Source organism: Streptomyces sp. SYP-A7185 (assembly GCF_046103685.1).
Lineage (GTDB): Bacteria > Actinomycetota > Actinomycetes > Streptomycetales > Streptomycetaceae > Streptomyces.
On record NZ_CP122310.1, the window covers coordinates 5,995,469 to 6,016,795 of the forward strand.

Annotated in this window: 17 protein-coding genes; 11 read left to right on the top strand and 6 right to left on the bottom strand. The window is 71.7% G+C overall.

What is annotated here, in order from left to right; translation table 11 throughout:
• Positions 1–92: 92 nt before the first annotated feature.
• From QBL25_RS26435 to QBL25_RS26445, 3 genes are all read right to left on the bottom strand, one after another.
• The gene (locus QBL25_RS26435; RefSeq protein ID WP_409059458.1) at positions 93–941 is read right to left on the bottom strand and encodes a chaplin family protein; all 849 of its coding nucleotides are present in this window, start codon (positions 939–941) and stop codon (positions 93–95) included.
• Positions 942–1,038: 97 nt separating this feature from the next.
• Positions 1,039–1,296, bottom strand: a complete 258-nt coding sequence (locus QBL25_RS26440; protein ID WP_409059459.1) for a chaplin — start codon at positions 1,294–1,296, stop codon at positions 1,039–1,041.
• Positions 1,297–1,503: 207 nt separating this feature from the next.
• On the bottom strand, positions 1,504–1,914 hold the full coding sequence (locus QBL25_RS26445; protein WP_409059460.1) for a rodlin: 411 nt from the start codon (positions 1,912–1,914) through the stop codon (positions 1,504–1,506).
• A gap of 204 nt (positions 1,915–2,118) precedes the next feature.
• Here QBL25_RS26445 and QBL25_RS26450 point away from each other — a divergent pair, with 204 nt between their 5' ends.
• The 7 genes from QBL25_RS26450 to QBL25_RS26480 all read left to right on the top strand — a co-directional run bounded on the left by QBL25_RS26450 (position 2,119) and on the right by QBL25_RS26480 (position 8,306).
• Positions 2,119–2,529, top strand: coding sequence for a rodlin (locus QBL25_RS26450; protein ID WP_409059461.1), 411 nt, complete (start codon positions 2,119–2,121; stop codon positions 2,527–2,529).
• A 473-nt stretch (positions 2,530–3,002) separates the two neighbouring features.
• Positions 3,003–4,088 (top strand): LCP family protein, encoded by a 1,086-nt coding sequence (locus tag QBL25_RS26455; RefSeq protein ID WP_409059462.1) that lies wholly within the window; start codon positions 3,003–3,005, stop codon positions 4,086–4,088.
• A gap of 112 nt (positions 4,089–4,200) precedes the next feature.
• Positions 4,201–4,608: a rodlin gene (locus QBL25_RS26460; protein ID WP_409059463.1), complete on the top strand. Its 408-nt coding sequence runs from the start codon at positions 4,201–4,203 to the stop codon at positions 4,606–4,608.
• 111 nt (positions 4,609–4,719) lie between these two features.
• A complete protein-coding gene (locus QBL25_RS26465; RefSeq protein ID WP_409059464.1) occupies positions 4,720–5,028 on the top strand; it encodes a trypco2 family protein in 309 nt (102 codons plus the stop codon).
• A gap of 11 nt (positions 5,029–5,039) precedes the next feature.
• Complete coding sequence (locus tag QBL25_RS26470) at positions 5,040–6,107, top strand: effector-associated domain 2-containing protein (RefSeq protein WP_409059465.1); 1,068 nt, start codon at positions 5,040–5,042, stop codon at positions 6,105–6,107.
• 124 nt (positions 6,108–6,231) lie between these two features.
• Positions 6,232–6,396 (top strand): hypothetical protein, encoded by a 165-nt coding sequence (locus QBL25_RS26475; RefSeq protein ID WP_409059466.1) that lies wholly within the window; start codon positions 6,232–6,234, stop codon positions 6,394–6,396.
• A gap of 53 nt (positions 6,397–6,449) precedes the next feature.
• Positions 6,450–8,306, top strand: a complete 1,857-nt coding sequence (locus QBL25_RS26480; RefSeq protein ID WP_409059467.1) for an HEXXH motif domain-containing protein — start codon at positions 6,450–6,452, stop codon at positions 8,304–8,306.
• A gap of 151 nt (positions 8,307–8,457) precedes the next feature.
• Here the strand turns inward: QBL25_RS26480 and fxsT are convergent, their stop codons facing one another.
• The 3 genes from fxsT to QBL25_RS26495 form a co-directional block, all read right to left on the bottom strand.
• Entirely contained in the window at positions 8,458–12,360 is a 3,903-nt protein-coding gene (gene fxsT / locus QBL25_RS26485; protein WP_409059468.1) for an FxSxx-COOH system tetratricopeptide repeat protein, read from the bottom strand.
• A 363-nt stretch (positions 12,361–12,723) separates the two neighbouring features.
• A complete protein-coding gene (locus QBL25_RS26490) occupies positions 12,724–14,175 on the bottom strand; it encodes an effector-associated domain 2-containing protein (RefSeq protein ID WP_409059469.1) in 1,452 nt (483 codons plus the stop codon).
• 227 nt (positions 14,176–14,402) lie between these two features.
• Positions 14,403–15,509, bottom strand: coding sequence for a threonine synthase (locus tag QBL25_RS26495; protein ID WP_409059470.1), 1,107 nt, complete (start codon positions 15,507–15,509; stop codon positions 14,403–14,405).
• A gap of 266 nt (positions 15,510–15,775) precedes the next feature.
• Between QBL25_RS26495 and QBL25_RS26500 the strand changes: the two genes are divergently transcribed.
• The 4 genes from QBL25_RS26500 (at position 15,776) to QBL25_RS26515 (ending at position 21,200) form a co-directional block, all read left to right on the top strand.
• On the top strand, positions 15,776–17,350 hold the full coding sequence (locus tag QBL25_RS26500) for a S8 family peptidase (protein WP_409059471.1): 1,575 nt from the start codon (positions 15,776–15,778) through the stop codon (positions 17,348–17,350).
• A gap of 239 nt (positions 17,351–17,589) precedes the next feature.
• Positions 17,590–18,867, top strand: coding sequence for a DUF4190 domain-containing protein (locus QBL25_RS26505; RefSeq protein ID WP_409059472.1), 1,278 nt, complete (start codon positions 17,590–17,592; stop codon positions 18,865–18,867).
• A gap of 138 nt (positions 18,868–19,005) precedes the next feature.
• A complete protein-coding gene (locus QBL25_RS26510) occupies positions 19,006–20,271 on the top strand; it encodes an alpha/beta hydrolase fold domain-containing protein (RefSeq protein ID WP_409059473.1) in 1,266 nt (421 codons plus the stop codon).
• A 176-nt stretch (positions 20,272–20,447) separates the two neighbouring features.
• On the top strand, positions 20,448–21,200 hold the full coding sequence (locus QBL25_RS26515; RefSeq protein ID WP_409059474.1) for a GntR family transcriptional regulator: 753 nt from the start codon (positions 20,448–20,450) through the stop codon (positions 21,198–21,200).
• Positions 21,201–21,327: the final 127 nt, after the last annotated feature.

The following is a 21,327-nucleotide window of genomic DNA, read 5'->3' on the forward strand; positions in this document are numbered from 1 at the left end:
GCAACACCCCCCTCAGCGGGCCGGCCCTCTCCCGTTCTGGCGGGGAAGAGACTCTCGGGTGTCTCTTCCCCGCCAGCGGCGTGTCCGGGGCTCTAGCGGCCCGAGGTGGCGAGTCCGCGGCGGTACAGGATCCCTCCGCCGACCAGCAGGGCCGCGGCCGCGGCTCCGGCGGCCAGGAGGTTCTGGTCGCTGCCCGTCTCGGCGAGCTGCGCGACGGCGTGCGGCGCCCGGTGGGCGGCCGTCGGCACCTCCCGCGCGATCGAGGAGTCGACCTGCCGGGGCGGCGAGGCGTGCTTCACCGGCGGCACGGAGCGGTCGGTCGGCGGCTCGACGGTCCGCGGCGGCGTCTCGGGCGACACGGGCGTCTCGGGCTGCGGGGGCGTCGGCGCTCCGTTGGCGCAGTCGTTGCCCATGGCCGGGTTCAGCAGGCCGACCACGTCGACGGTGTTGCCGCAGGCGTTGACCGGGATGTCCAGGGGGGCCTGCGCGCTGTTGCCCGACAGGATGCCGGGCGAGTTGCTGGTGGTGCCCTGGGCCTGCGCCTGGGTGCCCGCGTGCGTGCCGGGGTGGGCGTCCCTGTCCGGGCTGTCGCCGTATCCCTGGTCGCCCTGGTCGCCCTGGTCGCCCTGGTCGCCGTATCCCCGGTCGCCGTGCGTGGTGCCGGACGCCCGCTCCGGAGCGGCCTCGTGCCGCTGGGGGGCCTCGGCGTTCGCGCAGCCGTTGCCCATGGCGGGGTTGCCCACGGCGACCGCGTTCGCGGAGTTGCCACAGGCGTTCACGGGCACCTCCACGGGCGCCTGCACGCTGTTCCCCGACAAGATCCCGGGCGAGTTCGCCGTCACGCCGTCCGCGCCCGCGGCGATCGCGTTCGAGCCGGACAGGGAGAGGATGCTGGTCGCGGCCGCGGTCGCGAGCATCCCCTTACCAATGACCTGTCGCATGTCGTTGTCTTCCTCTGAGCAGTGGAAAGCCGGCCTTGGAGTCGTAGCGACTGTCCAAGGCCGGCCATGAAAAACAGCCTGGTGGCTGGGTGCTACCTCAGGTGTTGGCGCAGGTGTTGCCGAACGCCGGGTTCAGCAGGGCGATCACGTCGACGCTGTTGCCGCACAGGTTGACGGGAACGTGGACCGGGACCTGGACCACGTTGCCGGAGAGAACGCCCGGGGACCCGACGGCCGCACCCTCGGCGCCGGCGTCGGCGAACGCGGGGGCCGCCATGCTCATGGCCATGACGACACCAGCGATGATCGTTGCGCTCTTCTTGTGCTTCACAGATGTTCCCTTCTCTGTGGTCATGCCGATCTGGCAGTCGAAACCGAGCGAGAACTTCGTATACGTCTCGCACCATGACCCGCAGTCTGCAAACGAGTTGAGGGTCCTGAGGAAACCGCCGATCGCGACCGTTCGGAAAATTCACCCGAATTACCGCAGCAATAAAATGAAGAAACCCGGGCCGCCCGGCCTGGAAACAGGCGGGCGCCCGGGCTTTCTCAGACCGGCGGATCAGCCGTTGAGCTCACCGTTCCCGGACAGGACCGGGATGTCGTTCAGGATGTGCGACAGCGGCTCGTCACCCTTGGCCTGCGTCGAGTTCTCGGTGCACTGCTGGTTCTGCGGCGCCGACAGGATCGGGATGTCCTGGACGGCGATCGGGACCAGGCCGACGAGCGAGCCGATGTTGCCCTTGATCGGGAGACCGACGCAGGGCTTGTTCAGCGAGCCCTGGACCAGCGAGAGCTGGGGGCTCATGTCGCCGTGGGTCGCGGAGTTGCCGAACGCCTGCTTGGCACCGTTGCCGCTGAGCGAGGTGGTGCCGTGGTCGTCACCGATGGCCAGCGCCGTCGGGGCCGCGGCGGCGGACATACCGACGACCGAAACGGCAACTGCCGCCGTGGCCATAGCCTTCTTCATCATGCTGTGTTCCTTTTCTGGCAGACGCTCGAGTCACTGCGGGCTGACCAACCTGTCGGCACGAGTTTGAGTTGCGGGGCTTCACTCGGTTGGGGCCCGCCCCGCACCCGCATTGGGCCATCGGAGTGAACCGGAGCAACCAAGTGCGGGCCGTGGAGTTAATCAGCACGCTCCGGCGAACGGGGTTTCTTCAGAAGGGAATTAGTTGTGATCAAGAAGGGTATGGCTGCAGCCGCGGTTGCCGTCTCCGTCGTCGGCATGTCGGCCGCCGCAGCTCCGTCCGCGCTGGCGATCGGCGACGACCACGGCACCACCTCGCTCAGCGGCAACGGCGCCCAGCAGGCGTACGGCAACTCCGCCACGTACGGCAACATGAGCCCGCAGATGGCGCTCATCCAGGGTTCGCTGAACAAGCCCTGCATCGGTCTGCCGGCCAAGGCGAACGTCGGCTCCCTCGTGGGTCTCGTGCCGATCGCCGTCCAGGACATCCCGATCCTGTCGGCCCCGCAGAACCAGCAGTGCGTGGAGAACTCCACGCAGGCCAAGGGCGACGAGCCGCTGTCGCACATCCTCTCGGACATCCCGGTCCTGTCGGGCAACGGGACGGCCAACCGCTGATTCCCCACGCACCGCACAGCGGGCCGCCGTTCACCGGCGGCCCGCTGCCGCGTTCCCCGGGACATTCCGAAAGCCGCCGTCAGTCCCGCGGCCAGGGGTCGCGTTCCATGAGGGCTCTCCATTCCTGGTCGGGCCGGCCGGGAACGGTCTTGCCCTGCTTTTCCCAGGAATCCTGCAACGACGTGAAGATGGGGTCATCGACACGGCGTTCCGGGGAATTCCTGCTCAACGGGATGAGGCCCTGCCGCTTCCACTGATGCCTGAAGTCAGCCATGTTCCCTCGCCATCGACGGGCGTGTGTCGAGCCATCTGTTCCAGATGCGCCGTCGCGGGAAACAGGGGGCACCGGGGGAAACCGAACGGCTTAGGGCGAACGAGTTGTTGTTCGTGCGTGCCGTGAACTGCCACGCTCCGCAGTGGCGTCCAGCGGTTTACCTTTTCTTCGTCCCGGTTCCCCGGCAGCGGAGTTCAGCTTGCTCACCCACATCGACCCACCGGCCGGATCCCGGCGTGCGCGACGGCTGCGTCTCGCCGTTCCGGGGGTATTTCTGATCGTCGCCGCCGTCGGAACGGGACATGCCGCGGCGCAGCCGCTTCCCGTCCAACGCGTCGACGTTTTCGACGACATGAAGAACCGGCCGGACGCGGGTAACGGCACGAACATCCTCCTGATGGGCACGGACGGCCGCGACACCATCACCCGCAAGGAGAAGCGCGAATTCCACGCGGGCGGAGTCGCCTGCAACTGCACGGACACGCTCATGCTGGTCCACGTCTCCGAGGCGCGGGACCGCGTCAGCGTCGTCGGGCTGCCCAGGGACTCGTACGCCGACATCCCCGCGCACCGCGACGAGGCCACCGGAGAGGAACGCCCCGCCCATCCGGGGAAGATCAACGGCGCCTACGCGGAAGGCGGCCCCGAGCTGTCGGTGCGGACCGTCGAGGAGATGACGGGCGTACGCGTCGACCGGTATCTGCAACTCGACTTCCGGCGCTTCATGGACAGCGTCGAGACGGTCGGCGGTGTACGGGTCTGCACGTCCCGCCCCCTCAAGGACCGGACGACCAAGCTCGACCTCGCGCCCGGCAGCCATCTGCTCGACGGCGGCCGGTCCCTTCAGTACGTCCGCTCCCGCCATGTGGACGGGAGCGCCGACTTCGGGCGGATCCAGCGCCAGCAGCGCTTCCTCGTCGCCGCGATGAAGAGCGTGCGCACGGGGAACGTCCTCACCGACTCGGTCCGGGCGGCGCGCCTTGGCCGGTCCCTGGTGGGCGCGGCGCAGGTCGACCGGGGGTTCAGCGCCGAGCAGATCCTGACGCTCGCCAAGGATCTCGGCAAACTCCCGGCGTCCTCCATGGAGTTCACCACGGTCCCCGTCAACGGCTTCAGCGAGACGCTGAACGGGGCGCTCCAGTGGGACAGGCCCAAGGCCGACAAGGTCTTCCGGGCCCTCGGCCAGGACCGGCCCCTGACGCGTGACTCGAAGGCCCGGCTGAGCGACCCGCCGCGGTTCGGGAGCCCCGTCACCGTCCGCGGCGACACCATCGAATGCCGTTGACGGCCGTCTTATTACTAGGCCAACCGGGTCGAACGTCGCAACCATCACCGTGTCGGGCAGTTGATCATCACGCGGCTCTGCCAAGGGAGCCCGCTCTTGAAAGGGAATCAAAATGAAGAAGCTGTGGGCATCCGCGGCCATTGCCGCCTCCGTCGCCGGTATCTCGGCAGGGATGGCCCCCCAGGCCCTGGCGATCGGTGACGATCACGGCACCACCTCGCTCAGCGGCAACGGCGCCGAGTCGGCGTTCGGCAACTCCGCGACCGCGGGCAACCAGAGCCCCCAGCTCACCCTCGTCCAGGGCACGCTGAACAAGCCCTGCGTCGGCCTCCCGGTCAAGGCCAACGTCGGCTCCCTCGTGGGCCTCGTGCCGATCGCCGTCCAGGACATCCCGGTCCTGTCGGCCCCGCAGAACCAGCAGTGCACCGAGAACTCCACGCAGGCCAAGGGCGACGAGCCGCTGTCGCACATCCTGTCGGACATCCCGGTCCTGTCCGGCAACGGCGCCGGCAACGGCTGATCCTCGCCTCAGGGGGCCGGCCGTCGTCGTGCCGGCCGGCCCCTTCGGCTTTCCCTCCCTCGGGGAAGCCCGGGCCGTGTGGAGGCGACGCGCCGCGGGTAAAGGCCCGGCGTGATTGAACTCGCCGAGATGATCGCGCAGTTGCGTGGGGAACTCACCGCCGCCATGGCCGCGGCGAAGGACTCCGAGGACGACGCCCTGCGCTTCGAACTGGGTCCCGTCCAGCTGGAGACGGAGTTCACCGTCCAGCGGACCGCCGGGGCCAACGGCAAGATCCGCTTCTGGGTCGTCGAGGCAGGCGCCTCCGGCCAGCAGGCGAACAGCACCACCCACCGCGTCACCCTCAGCCTGGAGCCCCGCGCCCACGGCACCGGTGCACGCCCCTGGGTCAGCGGTGACGCGACCGCACGCGAACGCTGAGCCACGCCACCGTGCCGACGGCGAAGGGGCTCGATGCGGCGCGTGTCGCCGAAGTGCTGGTGGAGAGGGCGGGCGGACGGCCCGGACGACGCGGCTCCGGCTACCGCGTGGGGGAGAGGTCCGTCCTGACGGCCGCCCATGTGGTCGCGGGCCACGTGGCGTCGGTGCGGGTGCGCTTCGACGCCGATCTGCCCGGGGAGTGGAGCACCGGCGTACGCGTCGTGCTGCTCGCCGAGGCCGCGGACATCGCGCTCCTGGAGCTCTCGTCCGTCCCGCCCGGGGACGCGGCCGTCGTGAGTCCGCTCTACGGCGCCGTGCCCGTGTCCGACGTGGTGCTGCCCGTCAGCGCGATGGGCTTCCCCCGGTTCAAGCTGCGGGACGACTCCATGCGCCTCCTCGACGACGGCGCTCCCGGCCAGTACCGCGACTCCTGCCATGTCTCCGGAACCGTCTCCGTGCTGTCCAACCGCCGCGAGGGCACACTCGAACTGGCCGTTCTCGCGCCGCGCGAAGACCCCGAACCGCAGCGCTCGCCCTGGGAGGGAATGTCCGGTGCGGTGGTCTGGTCCGGCGGTGCCGTCATCGGAGTGATCAGCTCCCACCACCGGTCCGACGGCCTCGGGCGGCTGGCGGCCTCCAGGGTGGAGCACTGGTACGGCGCACTGTCCCCCGGCGAGGTCGAACACCTGCACAAGGAGGCGGGACTCCCGCCGCTCGGAGCGCTTGGTTCCGCCGTGGGTCCGGCGGGCTCCGCGGCCCCCGCGAGCCTGGCCGATCTCCCCTCTGACCTGCCCTTGCGTGAACTGATGGGGCTCGTCGACGCACTGGTGGACATCCCCTCGCTCCAGGACGTGAACGGGCTCGCTCTGGTGCTCTCCAGCATCGACGCGGAGATCGCCGCGAACCGGCCGAGGGACACCCGGCTCAGGATGGACATCTACGGCATCCTGCGCACCTGTCTGCGCTACCGGGGCACGCTCGATCAGCTCCTGGAGACCGTCCGGCTGCTGGAGGGGCAGTCGGCACAAGTGGCCCGCGTCGACCGCGAGGCGGCCCAACTGGCCAAGCGATACTGCTGACTTGATGTCGGGCACGGCTCGGATGCGGGGTTTCGCAGCGTGCCGTGCTGGGTCATCATGAGGGGGAAAGGGATGGCGCATGCACGGAATCACGGGAGGGGACTTGGCAGCCGTGGAGCAATCGATGCCTGCCGTCGAGTCCGATCTCGTAGATCTCTCGGGGGTTTCTCTTGAAGCGCTGCTCTCCATGGACGGCAGTGCCATCGAAGAGTCACTGGCGCCACTGCTGCGCCACATCGACGACGCACGGGCCGTCACCATGTCCTACAGCCCCTCCCGCTTCGACTGACACGGCAGGAGCGTCCGGCGGACACCGGGCCGTGGCCGCGCCGTGGAGCACCCATGGCGGATAGGGACGCGGCGCAAGGCCTGACGTTCCACCGGCTCTCGGCGCCCGGCGCGCTCGCCCTCGCGCGCGGCGAGGGCGACGGCGCGGCCGTGGCGGAGCTCCTGGCCGCCGAGCGCAGCCGGCGCCTGCTGCTGCTGCGGGCCCTCGCCGACGGCCTGGCCGCGGGCGGGCCGCCGCAGCCCGCGGGCACGGACGCCCTGTCGCACCAGGACGCCTGGTCGCTGCTCGGCCGGGCCCAACGAACCTCCGCGCAGGCGTTCGAGGACATCCTGATGTCACCGCACACCGGCATGTGGCTCTCGATCGCCCTGCGCGGACTGCGGGGCGCCGCGACCTACGAGGAAGCGCCCCTGTGGGTGGTCGTGGGCCATCTGTCGGCGCTGGCCGCCGCCGCGGCCACCCGGGCGGGCCTCGACTTCTCCCTCACCGTCCCCATCCGGCACGGCGGGGTGCCGCTGCCCACCCTGGGCTGCGCGGTGTTCGAGGACGCGCCGCAGCCGTGGGGCACGGCCCGGGTCGAGACGCGGGGCGGACGGCTGCGGATCACCGGCGGCCGCGAGACGGTGACGGCCGGCCCCGACTGGTCCCTGGACGCACCGGGCTGGCACGCCGTGCGGCGCGTACGGCTGGCGGGCACCGGCCCCGGAAAGCTCCTCGACCTCGACGAGATCGACCCGTACCGCACCCTGCCGTACCCCAGCCCGCCCCGCTTCCTGTCCGCGGCCGAGGCGCGGACCTGGCAGGACCTGCTCGTCGAGGCGTGGGCGATCCTGCGGCGCGACGAGCCCGAGAGCGCGGACGCCATGCGGGTGGGGCTGCTGTCGCTGGCCCCCACGCCGGCCAGGGAACGGTACCGGCCCCACAGCGTCACGGCCGGGGACGCGTTCGGCGGGGTCATGGCCTCGCGGCCGGACGATGTGGCCCAGCTCGCCGCGACGCTGGTCCACGAGTTCCAGCACACCAAGCTCGGCGGCCTGATCCACCTGGGCCCGCTGAGCGAGCCCGCGGACCGGCGGGGGACGGGCGAGCCGCTCTTCTACGCCCCCTGGCGGGACGATCCGCGGCCGTTGAGCGGACTGCTCCAGGGGATCTACGCCTTCGCGGGCGTCGCCCGGTTCTGGTCCGTCCACCGGCACGCGGCCGACGCGGCGTACGCGCCCATGGCGCACTTCGAGTTCGCGCTGTGGCGCACCCAGGTGTCCTCCACCGTCCGGCTCGTCCACCGTCACGAGAACCTGACGCCCCTCGGGCATCGGCTCCTCGGCGCGCTGCACGGGCGGTGCGCGCGGTGGATGGCGGAGCCGGTGCCGCCCGCCGCGCTCGCGATGGCCGATGAGGCGGCGGCCGACCACCGGGCCCGCTGGCGCGCCCACCACCTGATGCCGCCCGCCGACGCGGTGGCACAGACCGTGCGGGCCTGGCTGCGGGGGGACGCCCGGCCGCCGGCCGCGCTCGCCGCGCCGCCCGCGCTCGTGCCGGACGCCGAGACCCGCTACCTCGACACCGCGGCGGTCCTGGCCCGCTACCGCCTGGGCGCCCCCGAGGCCGACCCGGGGGACGTGGAGGGGGTCCGCACCGCCGATCTGCTGCTCGCGCGCGGTGATCTCACGGGAGCGCGGGAGGCGTTCGTCGCCCAGCTCACGGGCAAGGAACCGGTGTCCGCCGCCTGGGCGGGCCTCGGTCTGGCCCTCGCCGGGGCCGATGAGCACCAGGGGGCGTCCCGTCTCCTGCGTGACGTCCCGGAGCGGGCCCGCGCCGTACAGAGCGCGCTGGAGCACGCCACGGGGCAGCGGGCCGACCCGGTGGAGCTGGCGGCGTGGCTGGCCGGGGCGGGGCGAGCGGGCCGCTGACCGACGCGCACGCACCGCACTGACGCGCATGCACCGCACTGACGCGCATGCACCGCACTGACGCGCATGCACCGCACGTACCGGACTGGCCCGCATGCACCGCACTGACCCTGACGGACGCGGCGGGGGCGCGGGCCCCCGCCGCCACGGGTTACAGCGGCACCGGGTCGATGTCGCAGTTGGCGCGCTGGCCGGCCTTGGCCTGGACGGTGGCCGGGTGCGGGGCCGCGGTCTCCGTGTTCATCCGGGGTTCGTCGAGGACGCGTTCCATCCGCGCGATGGTGTCGGCCCGCAGGGCGTTGCCGTCGTCCTCCTCGCCCAGCGTGATGAGGTCGGCGGCCAGGTTGATGGCGCAGGCCAGCGTGGTGGGGTGGTCCTCGCCGAGCGTGGCGCGGCAGCGCTCCAGGGTCTGCTCGCCGAGCGTGCGGGCCGCGACGTGGTCGCCGAGCGCCGCCAGGTCGCTGGCGAGGTTGATGGCGCCCGCCAGAGCGATGGGGTGGGCCGGGCCGAGCCGCTCCGAGAGCGAGGCGAGGGCCGCTTCGTCGAGCCTGCGCGCCTCGTCGGGCCGCCCCAGCAGCCGCAGCGTCACGGCGAGGTCGATGTCGGCGGCCAGCACGTGCGGATGGGTCGGGTTGAAGATGGCGCGGTAGCCCTGGCAGGCCTTGACGCCCCGCTCGCGGGCCGCCTGGAGGTCGCCGTTCTCGCGCAGCGCGATGGCCAGCGTCAGGGCGGCGGAGAGGGACTGGGGGTGGTTCTCGCCGTACCGGCGGGTGAAGCGGGAGCTGGCGTCGAGCGCGAGCTCCAGGGACTTGGCGTGGTCGCCTTCCTTGCGGCAGGCCTCGCTGAGCTGGCGCACGGTCTCGATGGTGGCGGGGTTGCCGCGGCCGAACGCCTCGCGGTACGCGATCATGACGGCTTCCTGGCGCGCCCGCGCGCCGACGTAGTCACCGGTCTCGCGCATGTCGATGGCGACGTTGTTCTCGGTGTGCAGCGTCTGCTGGTGGTCCTGGCCGAGCACCCGCAGCTTCAACGCCAGGGTCTGCTGGTCCAGTTCGAACGCCTGGCGGTAGTCGCCGATCAGACGCAGGCTCACCGCGAGGTTGTGGGCGGTGTTGAGGGTGGTCGGGTCCTCCTCGCCGAAGGCCCTGCGCGCCCGCTCGTACACCGTCCGGTCCAGTTCGGCGCCGAGGGCGAAGTCGCCTTCGACGCGGCGCACGGCCGCCTCGAAGTTCATCGCGTCCAGGGCGTCCTCGCGGGAGTCCTCGTGGTCGGCCGGGGCCGTGCGCTCGTAGATCTCCCTGATCCGGGTCACCAGCTCGGCGGCCTCGCGGTGGCGGCCGACGCTCCAGTAGAAGAAGCCCAGCTTCCGCCCCATGATGAGCGTCATCTGGTCCTCCTCGCCGAAGACCTCCCGCCAGGTCTCCCAGGCCCGCTCGGAGAAGTCGATCGCCACGTCGTGGTCGCCCCAGCGGTACAGGTACTCGGAGACGTTCAGGACGAGCTGGCGCACCCAGGGCTGGTCCGACTCGACGGCCTCCGACGCGATGACGTGGCTGTAGAGCTCCGCGTACCGCGGCCAGTTCGCCGGGGAGACCGGCGACTTCGGGTCGGCGGCGGCCAGCAGGGTGTGCGCCCCGTGCCGCATCCGGGCCTGCTCCTCGGGGGACATGCGGTTGTTCAGGACCAGCTGGACCAGGCGGTGCATCTCGATGGAGTTCGTACGGTGGTCGATGCGGGCGAGGGAGTAGCGGTTCACTTCCCTTATGGCGCGCGCGAGCCGCATCGGGTCGTTCAGCGTCGCGTCGAGCTCGGGGAAGATGCTGCTGTTCCCCAGGCCGGAGAAGATGGACCGCGAGATCGGGTCGGGCGCGAAGTACGAGCAGAGCTGCAACAGGCGCAGGGCCGCGGGGCTGCGGGTCTCCAGGTGGTCCAGGGAGACGTTCCAGGCGGCCGCGACCGGCAGTTGGTAGTCCGGGGGCGGCGACGTCTCCAGGAGCTCGGTCCGCTTGTTCTCGAAGAGGCGCAGGTACTCGGACGCGGGCATGCCCGTCTCGGCCCGCCACGCGGCGGCCTGCTCCAGGGCGAGCGGCAGGTCGCCCAGGGCCTCGGCGAGCCGGTCGGCCTCCTCGTCCTGGAGGGGCGGACCGGAGTGGCGCAGGAGCTGCTTGCTCTCCTCGCGCGTGAAGACGTCCACTTCGAGGGAGCCGCCGACCAGTCCCCAGCGCCGGTTGCGGGAGGTGACCAGGATCGTGCCGTTGCCCCCGGTGGGGAAGTAGTGGCGTACCTGCTCGGGGTTGTCGGCGTTGTCGAAGATCAGCAGCCAGCGGGCGAAGGGGCGGCCCTCGCGCAGTGCCTCACGGACCGCGGGACCCGCGATGTTCGCCTCGGTGCTGGTCTCCAGGCCCAGGCGCCCGGCCAGCTCCACCAGGGCCTGACCGATCTGGCCGGGCCGCTCGGAGGGAATCCACCAGACGATGTCGTACTCACTCTGATGGCGATACGCGTACTCGATGGCGAGCTGCGTCTTGCCCACGCCGCCCATGCCGTGGATCGCCTCGGGCAGGACCGTGGTCGTGCCCTCCCGCAGCCGCTCGCCGAGCATTTCGAGCAGCTCGGCGCGGCCCGTGAAGTTCGGGTTGCGGGGCGGCAGGTTTCCCCAGACACGCGGCAGTGATGTGCGGTTCCCCTCCATCGTTTGCTGGGGCGTAGTCGACATCACCGATGCTCCTTCAGAATGGGGCCGAGAGACGGGGGTTCCACCGCTTTTCTCCAGGCTGACTGCGTATCGACGATCGTGCCAGCCAAGTACCCCTGCCAGCAGGGCGGCGCGCTGCATGAATCGTCCCGAGAGTGCTCTGAGCGCGGCGAGCTCCACGCGCAAGAAGTCGATGTTGCGGCTGTTCACCCGGGGCATCACCAGCGTGTCCAGCGGTTCGGCCGGCGAGGGGAGCAGCGCGGAGGCCCCTGCTCCGGCGCGCGCGAGCAGCGCGCGGACGTCCCGCAGGATCCGTGCCGTGTCGCTGCGGCGGCCCAGCGCGAGCAGTTCCTCGCGGATGTCGGGGGCGAAGGAGAACGCCACGTCCGCCACGTCGTCGCCCTGTGCCCCGCTGGGCCGGACGAGGCCGCTCATCAGGAGTTCGGAGACGTGCACCGGGCCCGCCCCCGGGGTGGTCTCCAGGACCTTGCGGATGAGGGGCAGGCTCAGCGGGACCGCGGCTAAGCGCGTCGCCAGGGTGAAGGCGGTGGGCGAGGCTCCGGCGCGGAAGTCCGACACGCGCTCCGAGGCGGGCACCGTGCTGCGCGGGTCGGGGACGTCGTTCGTCCAGGGCAGGGCGCGCGCGGCGTCGGGCCTGCGCTTCCACTCCCGCGCCCGGACGGCGGTCATCTCCAGCCAGCGCGGCTCGGGGCCCGTCACCAGCTGGGTCCAGGCCTCGGCCCAGCGGTTGGTCAGGGCCAGGACCGGTACGAGGACCGTGTCGCCGCCGGTCTCCGGTTCGTCCGGGTCGGGCGCCTCGACCGGGGCCTCGCGCAGCTCCCAGTCGAGCTCGCTGTTGACCGGCCAGGCGTGGTCGGCGCGCAGCCGCACCCGGCAGACGTCAAGCCCCGTGCGGAACCACAGCTGCTGGGGGAGCACGTGCACCACGGCCACCGGGCAGGTGCGGCCCCAGGCGCGCAGCAGGGGCATGACGGCGCCCGAACGCCAGCCCGCGGCGAGACCGTCGGTCAGCACCAGGACCACGCGGCGGGCGTCGCCCGCGCTGCCGAGGGGTTCTTCCAGGGCGATGCGGGCGGGGTCGGTCTCGTCGGTGCCGCGCAGGCGCAGGACGCGGACGCGCGCGAAGTCGCCCCCGCGGTTCAGCTCGTCGACCAGGTCGCCGACCGCGTGGTCCCAGATCCGCATCGTCAGGTGGCCGTCCAGGACGAGGACCGCTTCGGAGCGCTCCGGTCCGCCGGACCGGCCGGACCGCGCGTGCCCGAGCCGGCCGAGAACGGACGCGGCCTCTCTGCGTGCCCGCGTCGCCGGTCCCTGCCGCTGTCCTCCGTCGTCATGCATATGCGCCCTCAAGGCGTCGTGGCGGCCAGGACAATGGTGCGGAGTCCCGCAGAGCGCGGGCATGCGTGACATCCACAAGCGCAGCCTGACAGTGCGCCCGCACTGCAAGCAAGGGGGTACGGCGGCATGGCCCGGGGCGCACGGAAATCGTGCTAGAAGTCGGGCCTTCGGCAGGAAAAGTCGTGCTTACGGGGTGTGGTCCCCTGCGCCCGGCCGCCGCACGCGTGCGCCCGTACCCGCCGTTTCGGCACCCGGCGGACAGAGGTCGCACGGCGGCGCAGACCGGCTCGTGCACGGCACGGCACCCCCTCTCGCCCGGCGCGGGAGGCTCACGGACCTGTACCCGCGGTCGGCGGGGCCCGGTCAACTCGTCACCGGCGCACGGTCGGGGCCGGGCGGCCCGGGTCTGCGTTCCGGATCGTCGAACAGGATCGCCAGATGGCGTCCCACGTGGTTGTCCCAGCCCTCGGGGCCCAGCGCCAGAGCCTCCTTGCGCCAATTTCCGGCGCGCGTCACGAGGCTGGACAGGCCCCTGTCCTGGACCATCTCGGCGACGGCTTCCTTGAAGGCGGGGTCACCGCAGTCACCGCGGTGCCAGATCATCGCGGGCACCCCGGCCCGCAGTCCCGCCATGAACTCCTGGTGGCCGGCCGCCGAGTCCGTGCCGGGCGGCTGGCTGAGCACCAGGCAGACCGCGTGGTCGTCCTCCTTGAGCTCGCGCTCCAGGTGGAAGTGCGACTGGCCGGGAGGGTTGTAGTACGAATGGCTGTCGGCGGGCTGTTCCTTGAGCTGGCGCCACTTCCGGTGCCAGGGCCGGTGCCAGGCGGCCTTGCGCAGCCGCTCGAAGCTGCGGATCAGCACCGAGTAGTCCATCACCAGGGGGATCGGCGACGCGGAGGACGACTCCTTGTGCCACCACTCCACGGGTTCGCCCAGCAATTCCCACGGGAGGATGAATTCCAGGACGACCGGTTGTCGCAGGTCCGCCCACCGCTCCTCGGTCTGCTCGATCAGGACCTCGACCTCGGCGGGCAGGTCGTCGCGGTGCACGTGCAGCGTCTCGCCCGGCACGGGGTGCCAGCCCTCGGCGTCCGACTGCCGCCAGTGGGAGAGGAAGTAGCGGTCGGGATCCACGCCGTCCGGCTCGAACTGGATCATCAGATACGCCGGCACCATGGGCGGCGGGGCCTGCTGGGTCATGCCGCTGCGCTGCCAGTCGGCGATCTGCTCCTCAAGGCCCCAGGCCCTGGCCTGCTGACGGTTCCAGCGGCGCAGGTCTTCGGCTGCCTCCATCTGTCCGTCCTCCACGAGCCGTTCGGCGGCCAGGGCCAGGAACGCCATGCTGACGGGGAGCTCCTTCGCTGCGGTGTTGTCGCCGGCCAGTCGTAAGAAGACTGCCCATCCCGTGTCGCACCACGCGGGCAATTCCTGGGTGCGTGAGCGGCTGGCCCGCCGGGCGAGCGTGGTCAGCCCGGCCGACGACCGCATGTCCCGCAGGACGGGCTGCAAGGGGCGCAGGTCGGCGCCGTCGAAGAACTCCACGGCCTCCCACTCGTCCACCAGGCGCAGCAGCGACAGGGTGGTGGAGGACTGCTGCTCCAGATAGCGCAGGCAGCGCACCAGGCAGCCCAGCCCGTCGGGAGCCTGCGAGCAGCGCTCCACCAGGTGCAGGAGCCAGGGCCGCAGCGCCGCGTTGCGCGGGGGCTCCACGGCGGATCCCAGCTCGTCGCCGAGCATGCGCACCCAGATGTCGGCGCTGTTCTCCTGTCGTACCGTGCTCGATTCCTGAAGTACGTCGACGATGTCGGCGACCAATTCGTTGCGAACCCTCGCAGGGCTGCGCCCTTCCACCCCCGTGACCTCCCCGATCGCCACCAGCAGTCAGCCGTCGGCACTCCTGTGCGCGGACGGTGTGCGGCACCTTCACATCGATGGTGGCCACAAGCGTACGGCCACGGCCCGGCGTGGGGCAGACCTCCGGCCATGAGCGGCGCCGAGCTGTGACCAACGGTCGTTTTCTGTCAACTGCCTTGCGTTCGGTGTCAGTTCGCGGCCAGTCCGGATTTGAGGCCCGCCCCGCACAGCGGGACCACGGCCGTCCGTTCGTCCAGTGCGCCGTCCTTCACCGCGGCCCAGCAGGCGACACCGGTCGCCTCGACGTACAGGCCGCGCCCCGCCAGGTCCCGTTGGGCGTCCCGGATCTGCTCCTCCGTGACCGTCAGGAAGCCGCCGCCGAGGCCGCGCACGGCCCGCAGGATCTGCCGGGCGCGGGGCGGGCGCGGGATGGCGATGCCCTCGGCGAGCGTGGGCGCCGCCGGGCTGGTGTCCAGGGGCTCGTCGGCGCCCGCGCGCCACGCCTCGGCCAGCGGGGAGACCGCGGCGGCCTGCACGGCGTACAGCGCGGGTGCCTTCGCGATCAGGCCCGCCGTGTGCAGTTCCCGCACCGCGAGGGCCGCGCCGAGCAGCAGGGTGCCGTTGCCGACGGGCACCACGAGCACGTCCGGCAGCCGGCCGCCCAGGTCCTCCCACAGCTCGTGGACGTACGTCTTGGTGCCTTGCAGGAAGTAGGGGTTGTGGACGTGCGAGGCGTAGAAGGTGCCCGGTTCGTCGGCGGCCGTCCGGGCCGCCCACGCCGTCTTCTCGCGGTCCCCGGGGACGACGTCGAGCCGCGCCCCGTGCGCGCCGATCTGCTCCAGCTTCTTGGGCGACGTGCCCTCGGGGACGTAGACCGTGCAGGGCAGTCCGGCGCGCGCGCAGTACGCGGCGACCGCCGTGCCCGCGTTGCCGCTGCTGTCGGCGATCACCCGGTCCGGGGCGAGCCGCTGCGCGAGGGCGGCGAGCATGACCGCGCCCCGGTCCTTGAAGGAGAGCGTCGGCATCAGGAAGTCGAGCTTGGCCGAGATCCCGCCATCCAGCGGTACGAGCGGTGTGCGGCCCTCGCCGAGCGAGAAGGCGGGGGCGGGCAGCGGCAGCGACTCCGCGTACCGCCACAGGGAATTGACCCTTCCGTTCAACGATTTCAGCGGTGCGGGATTGGGGGAGAAGTCCAGGTCGAGCGGGCCGCGGCAGACGGGGCAGCACCAGGCGAGGGTGCCCGCGGGGACGCGGGTGCCGTCGGCGGGGCAGAAACAATCCGGCAATGCTGTCATGTGAGCACGCTAGTTGCGGCAGTTGGGGCGGATGTGTCATGACGGGTGCGTGGCGGTCATATTGCGTCCGGTACTGACCCTTGTGGGTTTCCTATGGGTCCGCCAATCTTTCGTCCCGAAGGAGGCAAGAGCAGGTAAGGCTTCTTGACATGCACCTGTCTTTTGTCGTCGTGCGCGCAGGGCACCGCTCCCGCACCCCGGCACCGCCTCGGCGCGATCAGCACCACCCCCCACCAGCGCACCACCTATTGAGGAGGACCCCTCAGATGGCAGTGATGCGTCACACCCGCCGAAGACTGGCCGGGATCAGCGCGACAGCGGTCGCGGCCCTCGCCCTCGGCGTCGTCTCCGCCCTCCCCGCGACCGCTCAGCCGACCCGGGCCGAAGGCACCGTCGAGAACGCCGGAGCCCCCGGCGCGATACCCGGCAGCTACATCGTCAGCCTCGACGAGGACGCCGCGAAGGCCGACTCCCGGGCGGGCAAGGCACTGGCCGCCGAGTACGGCGCCGAGATCAAGCGCACGTACAAGAAGGCCCTCAACGGTTACGCGGTCGAGCTCACCGCGGCCGAGGCGAGAAAGTTCGCGGCCGACCCGGCGGTCGACTCCGTCGTGCAGAACCGGACGTTCACGGTCGACGCCACCCAGCCCAATCCGCCGTCCTGGGGCCTGGACCGCATCGACCAGAAGACGCTCCCGCTGAACAACTCCTACACCTACCCGGACTCCGCGGGTGAGGGCGTCACGGCGTACGTCATCGACACCGGGGTGCGCATCAGCCACAGCGACTTCGGCGGCCGTGCCTCCTACGGCTACGACGCCATCGACAACGACAACACCGCGCAGGACGGCCACGGCCACGGCACGCACGTCGCGGGCACCGTCGGCGGAACCCTGCACGGCGTCGCCAAGAAGGCCAAGATCGTCGGCGTGCGCGTCCTGAACAACCAGGGCTCCGGCACCACCGCGCAGGTCGTCGCCGGCATCGACTGGGTCGCCCGGAACGCGGTCAAGCCCGCCGTCGCGAACATGTCCCTCGGCGGCGGCGCCGACAGCGCCCTGGACACGGCCGTACGCAACGCCGTCGCGTCCGGCATCACCTTCGCGGTCGCGGCGGGCAACGAGTCCGTCAACGCCTCGACCCGCTCTCCCGCGCGCGTGACCGAGGCCATCACGGTCGGCGCCACCACCAACACCGACGCCAAGGCAAGCTACTCCAACTTCGGCAGCGTCCTCGACCTGTTCGCGCCGGGCTCGTCCATCACCTCGACCTGGAACACCGGCGACAGCGCCACGAACACCATCTCCGGCACGTCGATGGCGTCCCCGCACACCGCGGGCGCCGCGGCGCTCTACCTCGCGGACAACCGTACGGCGACCCCGGCGCAGGTGTCCGCGGCGCTGGTGGCCGCGGCCTCCACGGGCGTCGTCACCAGCCCCGGAACGGGCTCGCCCAACCGCCTCCTGAACGTGGGCACCGGGTCGACGAACCCGCCGGGCCCCAAGTTCGAGAACACCACCGACTACGCGATCAACGACAACGCCACGGTCGAATCGCCGGTCACCGTCAGCGGTGTCCCCGGGTCCGCGCCCGCCGCCCTGAGCGTGCCGGTCGCCATCAAGCACACCTACGTGGGTGACCTCCAGGTGCAGCTGATCGCGCCGGACGGCAGCGCGTACACGCTGAAGGGCTATGGGACCGGCGGCAGTTCGGACGACATCAACACCACGTACTCGGTCAACGCCTCGTCCGAGACGGCCAACGGGACGTGGAAGCTGCGGGTGAGCGACAACGCGGCACAGGACGTCGGGAAGATCGACTCATGGGGGCTTCAGTTCTGAGCCCTCGGTAGGTCCCTCGCGGGGCTGATTCCTTCTGGAGCCTCGTCCTCGCGGTCCGGCCCCGGGTCACCGCCCCGGGCCGCCGCGGGGACGAGGCATGAGGTGCGAGGGGGCGGGCGCGGTGAGAGGGGTGGCGCTATGAGGGCAGATCTCCCCATTTAGGGTGCCGGGCCGCAGGCCGCATACGATGCGAGGCCGCGCGCATCCACCGACCCGCCCGAAACAGGAGCACGGAACCCGTGGCCATACCCCCGCCCCCCGACTTCGGAGGCCGTCCCCAGCAGCCGTACGGACAGGCCCCGTACGGACAGGCCCCGTACGGACAGGCCCCGTACGGACAGAGCCCGTACGGACCGCCCGCGCAGGCCCCGGACCCGGGCGGGCAGCCCCAGGTGCCCTACCAGCGGTGGCCCGGCGGGTACACGCCGTACTCGCGTCCCCCCGTCAACGGGTTCGCGATCGCCTCGCTCGTCCTCGGCATCCTGTGCTTCCTGCCGGCGGTCGGTCTGGTCCTCGGGCTCGTGGCGCTCGCGCAGATCGCGAAGAAGGGGGAGCGCGGCAAGGGCCTGGCGATCGCGGGCAGCATCCTCTCCGCCGTCGGCGTCGTGCTGCTGGTGCTCGCCGTCGTCACCGGAGGCGCGCGTGACTTTGTGGACGGCTTCAGGGACGCCGCGCGTGACGCCAGGAACGGCTCCGGGTTCCCCGTCGACAAGGGGGAGTGCTTCAACGTCCCCGGCGGCAAGCTCGAAGGGGCGCGGTACGCCTTCGAGGTCGACCAAGTGCCCTGCGCCTCACGCCACGACGGGGAGGTCTTCGCCTCGTTCCGGGTGAACCACACCCGTTTCCCGGGCGACTCCGCGCTCGCGTCCCTCGCCGAGAGGAAGTGCGTCGACCTCCAGGCCGGGTATGTCCTCGACGGCTGGACCGACTGGGGTGACGCCCAGATCAACTACTTCGCGCCCGACCGGGACACCTGGCGCGAGGGAGCCCGCCACGTCACCTGCCTCTTCGGCGACGCGGAGGAGAAGCGCACCCTGAAGGGCTCGCTGCGCCGCGACCGCACGAACCTCGACGCCGATCAGCTCGCCTATCTGAAGGCGGACGAGGCCCTTTACGACGCCTACGGGACCGCGCCCGAGACGGAGAGGTTCGAGGACGACCTGCCGGGCCACAAGGAGTGGGCGGGCCGCGTCGACAAGGGTCTGGCCGAGCAGGCGCGGCTGCTGCGCGCGCACGACTGGCCCGCGAAGGCGGACGCCCGCGTCACCGCCCTCGTCGAGGCGATCGAGCGCGACCGGAGGCACTGGCGGAAGGCGTCCACGGCCACGGACGCCGACGCCTTCTCCGAGCACTACGTGCCCGCGCAGCGGCACATCAGCGGGCCTCCCGAGGCCGCGGTCCGCAAGACCCTGGGCCTGGCGACCACTTCACCGCGTGACGCGACCCCCGGGGACGGCGGAGACGGCGAGAGCCACGACGGTGACGGCGACGCAGGCGGGGCGGGCGCGGCCGTGTGATCCGGGGGCCGGTGTGACCCGGGGGGCGGTGAGGTGCTGCGGCGAGGTGGCGGAACCGGGGCGCGGCGACCGGGTGCGGGTGCCGCGAAGTCGCTCACCTTAAGGACCTTTTGTCCGCTTCTGTGATAGTTCTTCGGCGTGACGACCGTCGTGACGCCGACCGTCGCGGGCCCGCGCGCTCCGGGGCCCGCGGTCTCGGCCTCTCCCCGAAGGGGCAGCCGCAACGGCAGGCACGGGCCCGGGGTTTCGCGTGTCGCGCACCTCTCCCGCGGGCTCCTTCTCCTCGTCGCCCTCCTGAACGCCGCCCTGGCCGTGCTCGTCGCCGCCCCGCTGCCCCGCATCTCCCTCCTGGTGCTCGTCGCGGGGGCGGTCACCTCCTGGGGGCTGGTGCTCGTGCCGCCCGCGGTCGTCGGCCTGGTGGCCGGAGCGGCCGCGGGGCGGCGCCACCCCTGGTGCGGCGGTCTGGCCGTCCTGACCGCGTTCGTGGCCCTCGTGTACGGAGTCATGCCGTACGCCGCCGGCTACCGCACCGCCCGGGAGCAGGGGCAACCCCTGGCTCCCGCCGCCTACTTCCAGGGCGTCAACTACGCCAAGGCGCCCGACGGCGACCGCACCCGCCGGTACGCGCGCACCGGCGAGCAGCGCGGGAAGCTGGACCTCTGGACCCTGCCGAAGCGCCCCGGGGTGCGGCACCCGGCCGTGGTGTGGGTGCACGGCGGGGGCTGGAACAAGGGGCACCGGGGGCAGAGCCCCGCATGGAACCGCTGGTTCAACGCGCGGGGCTGGTCGGTCTTCGACATCGACTACCGGCTCGCGCCCCGGGTGACCCAGCTCGACCAGATCGGCGACGTGAAGTGTGCCGTGGGCTGGGTGCGGCGGCACGCGCGCGTGTTCGGCGTCGATCCCGAACGCCTCGTCCTCGCGGGGAGTTCGGCCGGCGGGAACCTCGCCCTCGCGGCGGCCTACACGGAGGGTGATGACCGCGTCCCGGCGTCCTGTGCGGTGCGTGACAGCTCGGTGGCCGGGGTGATCTCCCTCTACGGGCCGACCGACATGGGGCGCCTCATCGCGGGCACCGCGCTGCGCGGGGACCCCATGATCCCGCGTCTGATGGGCGGTTCGGCGAAGGCCGTGCCCGCCCGCTACCTGCTGGGTTCCCCCGCGAAGCTCGTACGGAACGACGTGCCGCCCACGCTCCTGCTGCACGGCAGCGCGGACCGGGCGGTGCCGGTGGCGCAGGCGCGGGAGCTGGCGCGGCGCCTCGACGCGGCCGGCGCTCCGGCGACGTACGTCGAACTCCCCTGGGCCGACCACTGCTTCGACGTGAACTGGGGCGGCTGGGGGAGTCAGATCGCGCGGTCGGCGATCTCGCGCTTCCTCGACATCCGGGGTGCGAGCGCCTGATCGTTGCGCCCCCGGGGGCGTCGCGGGAAAGTGATCGCCATAGCTGCGGAAAGCCCCTGCGTAAAGACCTGAGCACCCCAAAATCATCACTTCGGGTGATTCCTTGGCCTTGGGTTGCGGCCAACAACCCACGGTTGCCAGGCTGTTGCTGTCTGTCAACCTGATGGGAGTGGCCAGTGACTTTCGGTGAACAGCCGGCGTATCTGCGTGTCGCGGGTGATCTCCGCAAAAAGATCGTCGACGGTTCGCTGCCGCCGCACACCCGGCTCCCCTCGCAGGCCAGGATCCGCGAGGAGTACGGCGTGTCGGACACGGTCGCCCTGGAGGCCCGCAAGGTCCTGATGGCCGAAGGCCTGGTCGAAGGACGTTCCGGATCGGGGACGTACGTGCGCGAGCGACCCGTGCCCCGCCGCGTGGCACGGACCGGTTACCGCGCCTCCGGCGGCTCGACGCCGTTCCGCCAGGAGCAGGCGGAGGACGGCGCGCGCGGCACCTGGGAGTCGCGCAGCGAGCAGGTGGAGGCGGGCAGCGGGATCGCCGAGCGCCTCGGCATCCGCGCGGGTGACCGCGTGATGTGCACGAAGTACGTGTACCGCGACGCGGGCGAGGTGATGATGCTCTCCACCTCCTGGGAGCCCCTCGCCGTCACCGGGCGCACCCCGGTGATGCTCCCCGAGGAGGGGCCGCTCGGCGGCTGCGGAGTGGTCGAACGCATGGCGGCCATCGACGTGATCGTGGACAACGTCGCGGAGGAGGTCGGCGCGCGCCCGGGGCTCGCGGAGGAGCTCATGGCGCTCGGCGGGGTCCCCGGCCATGTGGTGATCGTCGTGCACCGGACGTACTTCGCGTCGGGCAAACCGGTCGAGACGGCGGACGTGGTGGTCCCCGCCGACCGGTACCGAGTCGCATACCACCTGCCGGTGAAATGACCGAACGCTCCGGCGTACGCCCGGAATCCGGTGGGGCCCGTCCGCCCTGCGTGATCCCGAGTTAACGCGCCCCCGGCTTCCGTAACGCCGGAGCAATCAGGTCCTGTGCGGACTTGTCATGTACGGC

What these genes read in the sequence shown, in the direction of transcription:
- QBL25_RS26460 (WP_409059463.1), top strand. Translation starts at nt 4,201, where the DNA reads ATGAAGAAGCTGTGGGCATCCGCGGCCATTGCCGCCTCCGTCGCCGGT.
- QBL25_RS26445 (WP_409059460.1), bottom strand. Translation starts at nt 1,914, where the DNA reads ATGATGAAGAAGGCTATGGCCACGGCGGCAGTTGCCGTTTCGGTCGTC.
- fxsT (WP_409059468.1), bottom strand. Translation starts at nt 12,360, where the DNA reads ATGCATGACGACGGAGGACAGCGGCAGGGACCGGCGACGCGGGCACGC.
- QBL25_RS26500 (WP_409059471.1), top strand. Translation starts at nt 15,776, where the DNA reads ATGGCAGTGATGCGTCACACCCGCCGAAGACTGGCCGGGATCAGCGCG.
- QBL25_RS26480 (WP_409059467.1), top strand. Translation starts at nt 6,450, where the DNA reads ATGGCGGATAGGGACGCGGCGCAAGGCCTGACGTTCCACCGGCTCTCG.
- QBL25_RS26475 (WP_409059466.1), top strand. Translation starts at nt 6,232, where the DNA reads ATGCCTGCCGTCGAGTCCGATCTCGTAGATCTCTCGGGGGTTTCTCTT.
- QBL25_RS26440 (WP_409059459.1), bottom strand. Translation starts at nt 1,296, where the DNA reads ATGACCACAGAGAAGGGAACATCTGTGAAGCACAAGAAGAGCGCAACG.
- QBL25_RS26435 (WP_409059458.1), bottom strand. Translation starts at nt 941, where the DNA reads ATGCGACAGGTCATTGGTAAGGGGATGCTCGCGACCGCGGCCGCGACC.
- QBL25_RS26495 (WP_409059470.1), bottom strand. Translation starts at nt 15,509, where the DNA reads ATGACAGCATTGCCGGATTGTTTCTGCCCCGCCGACGGCACCCGCGTC.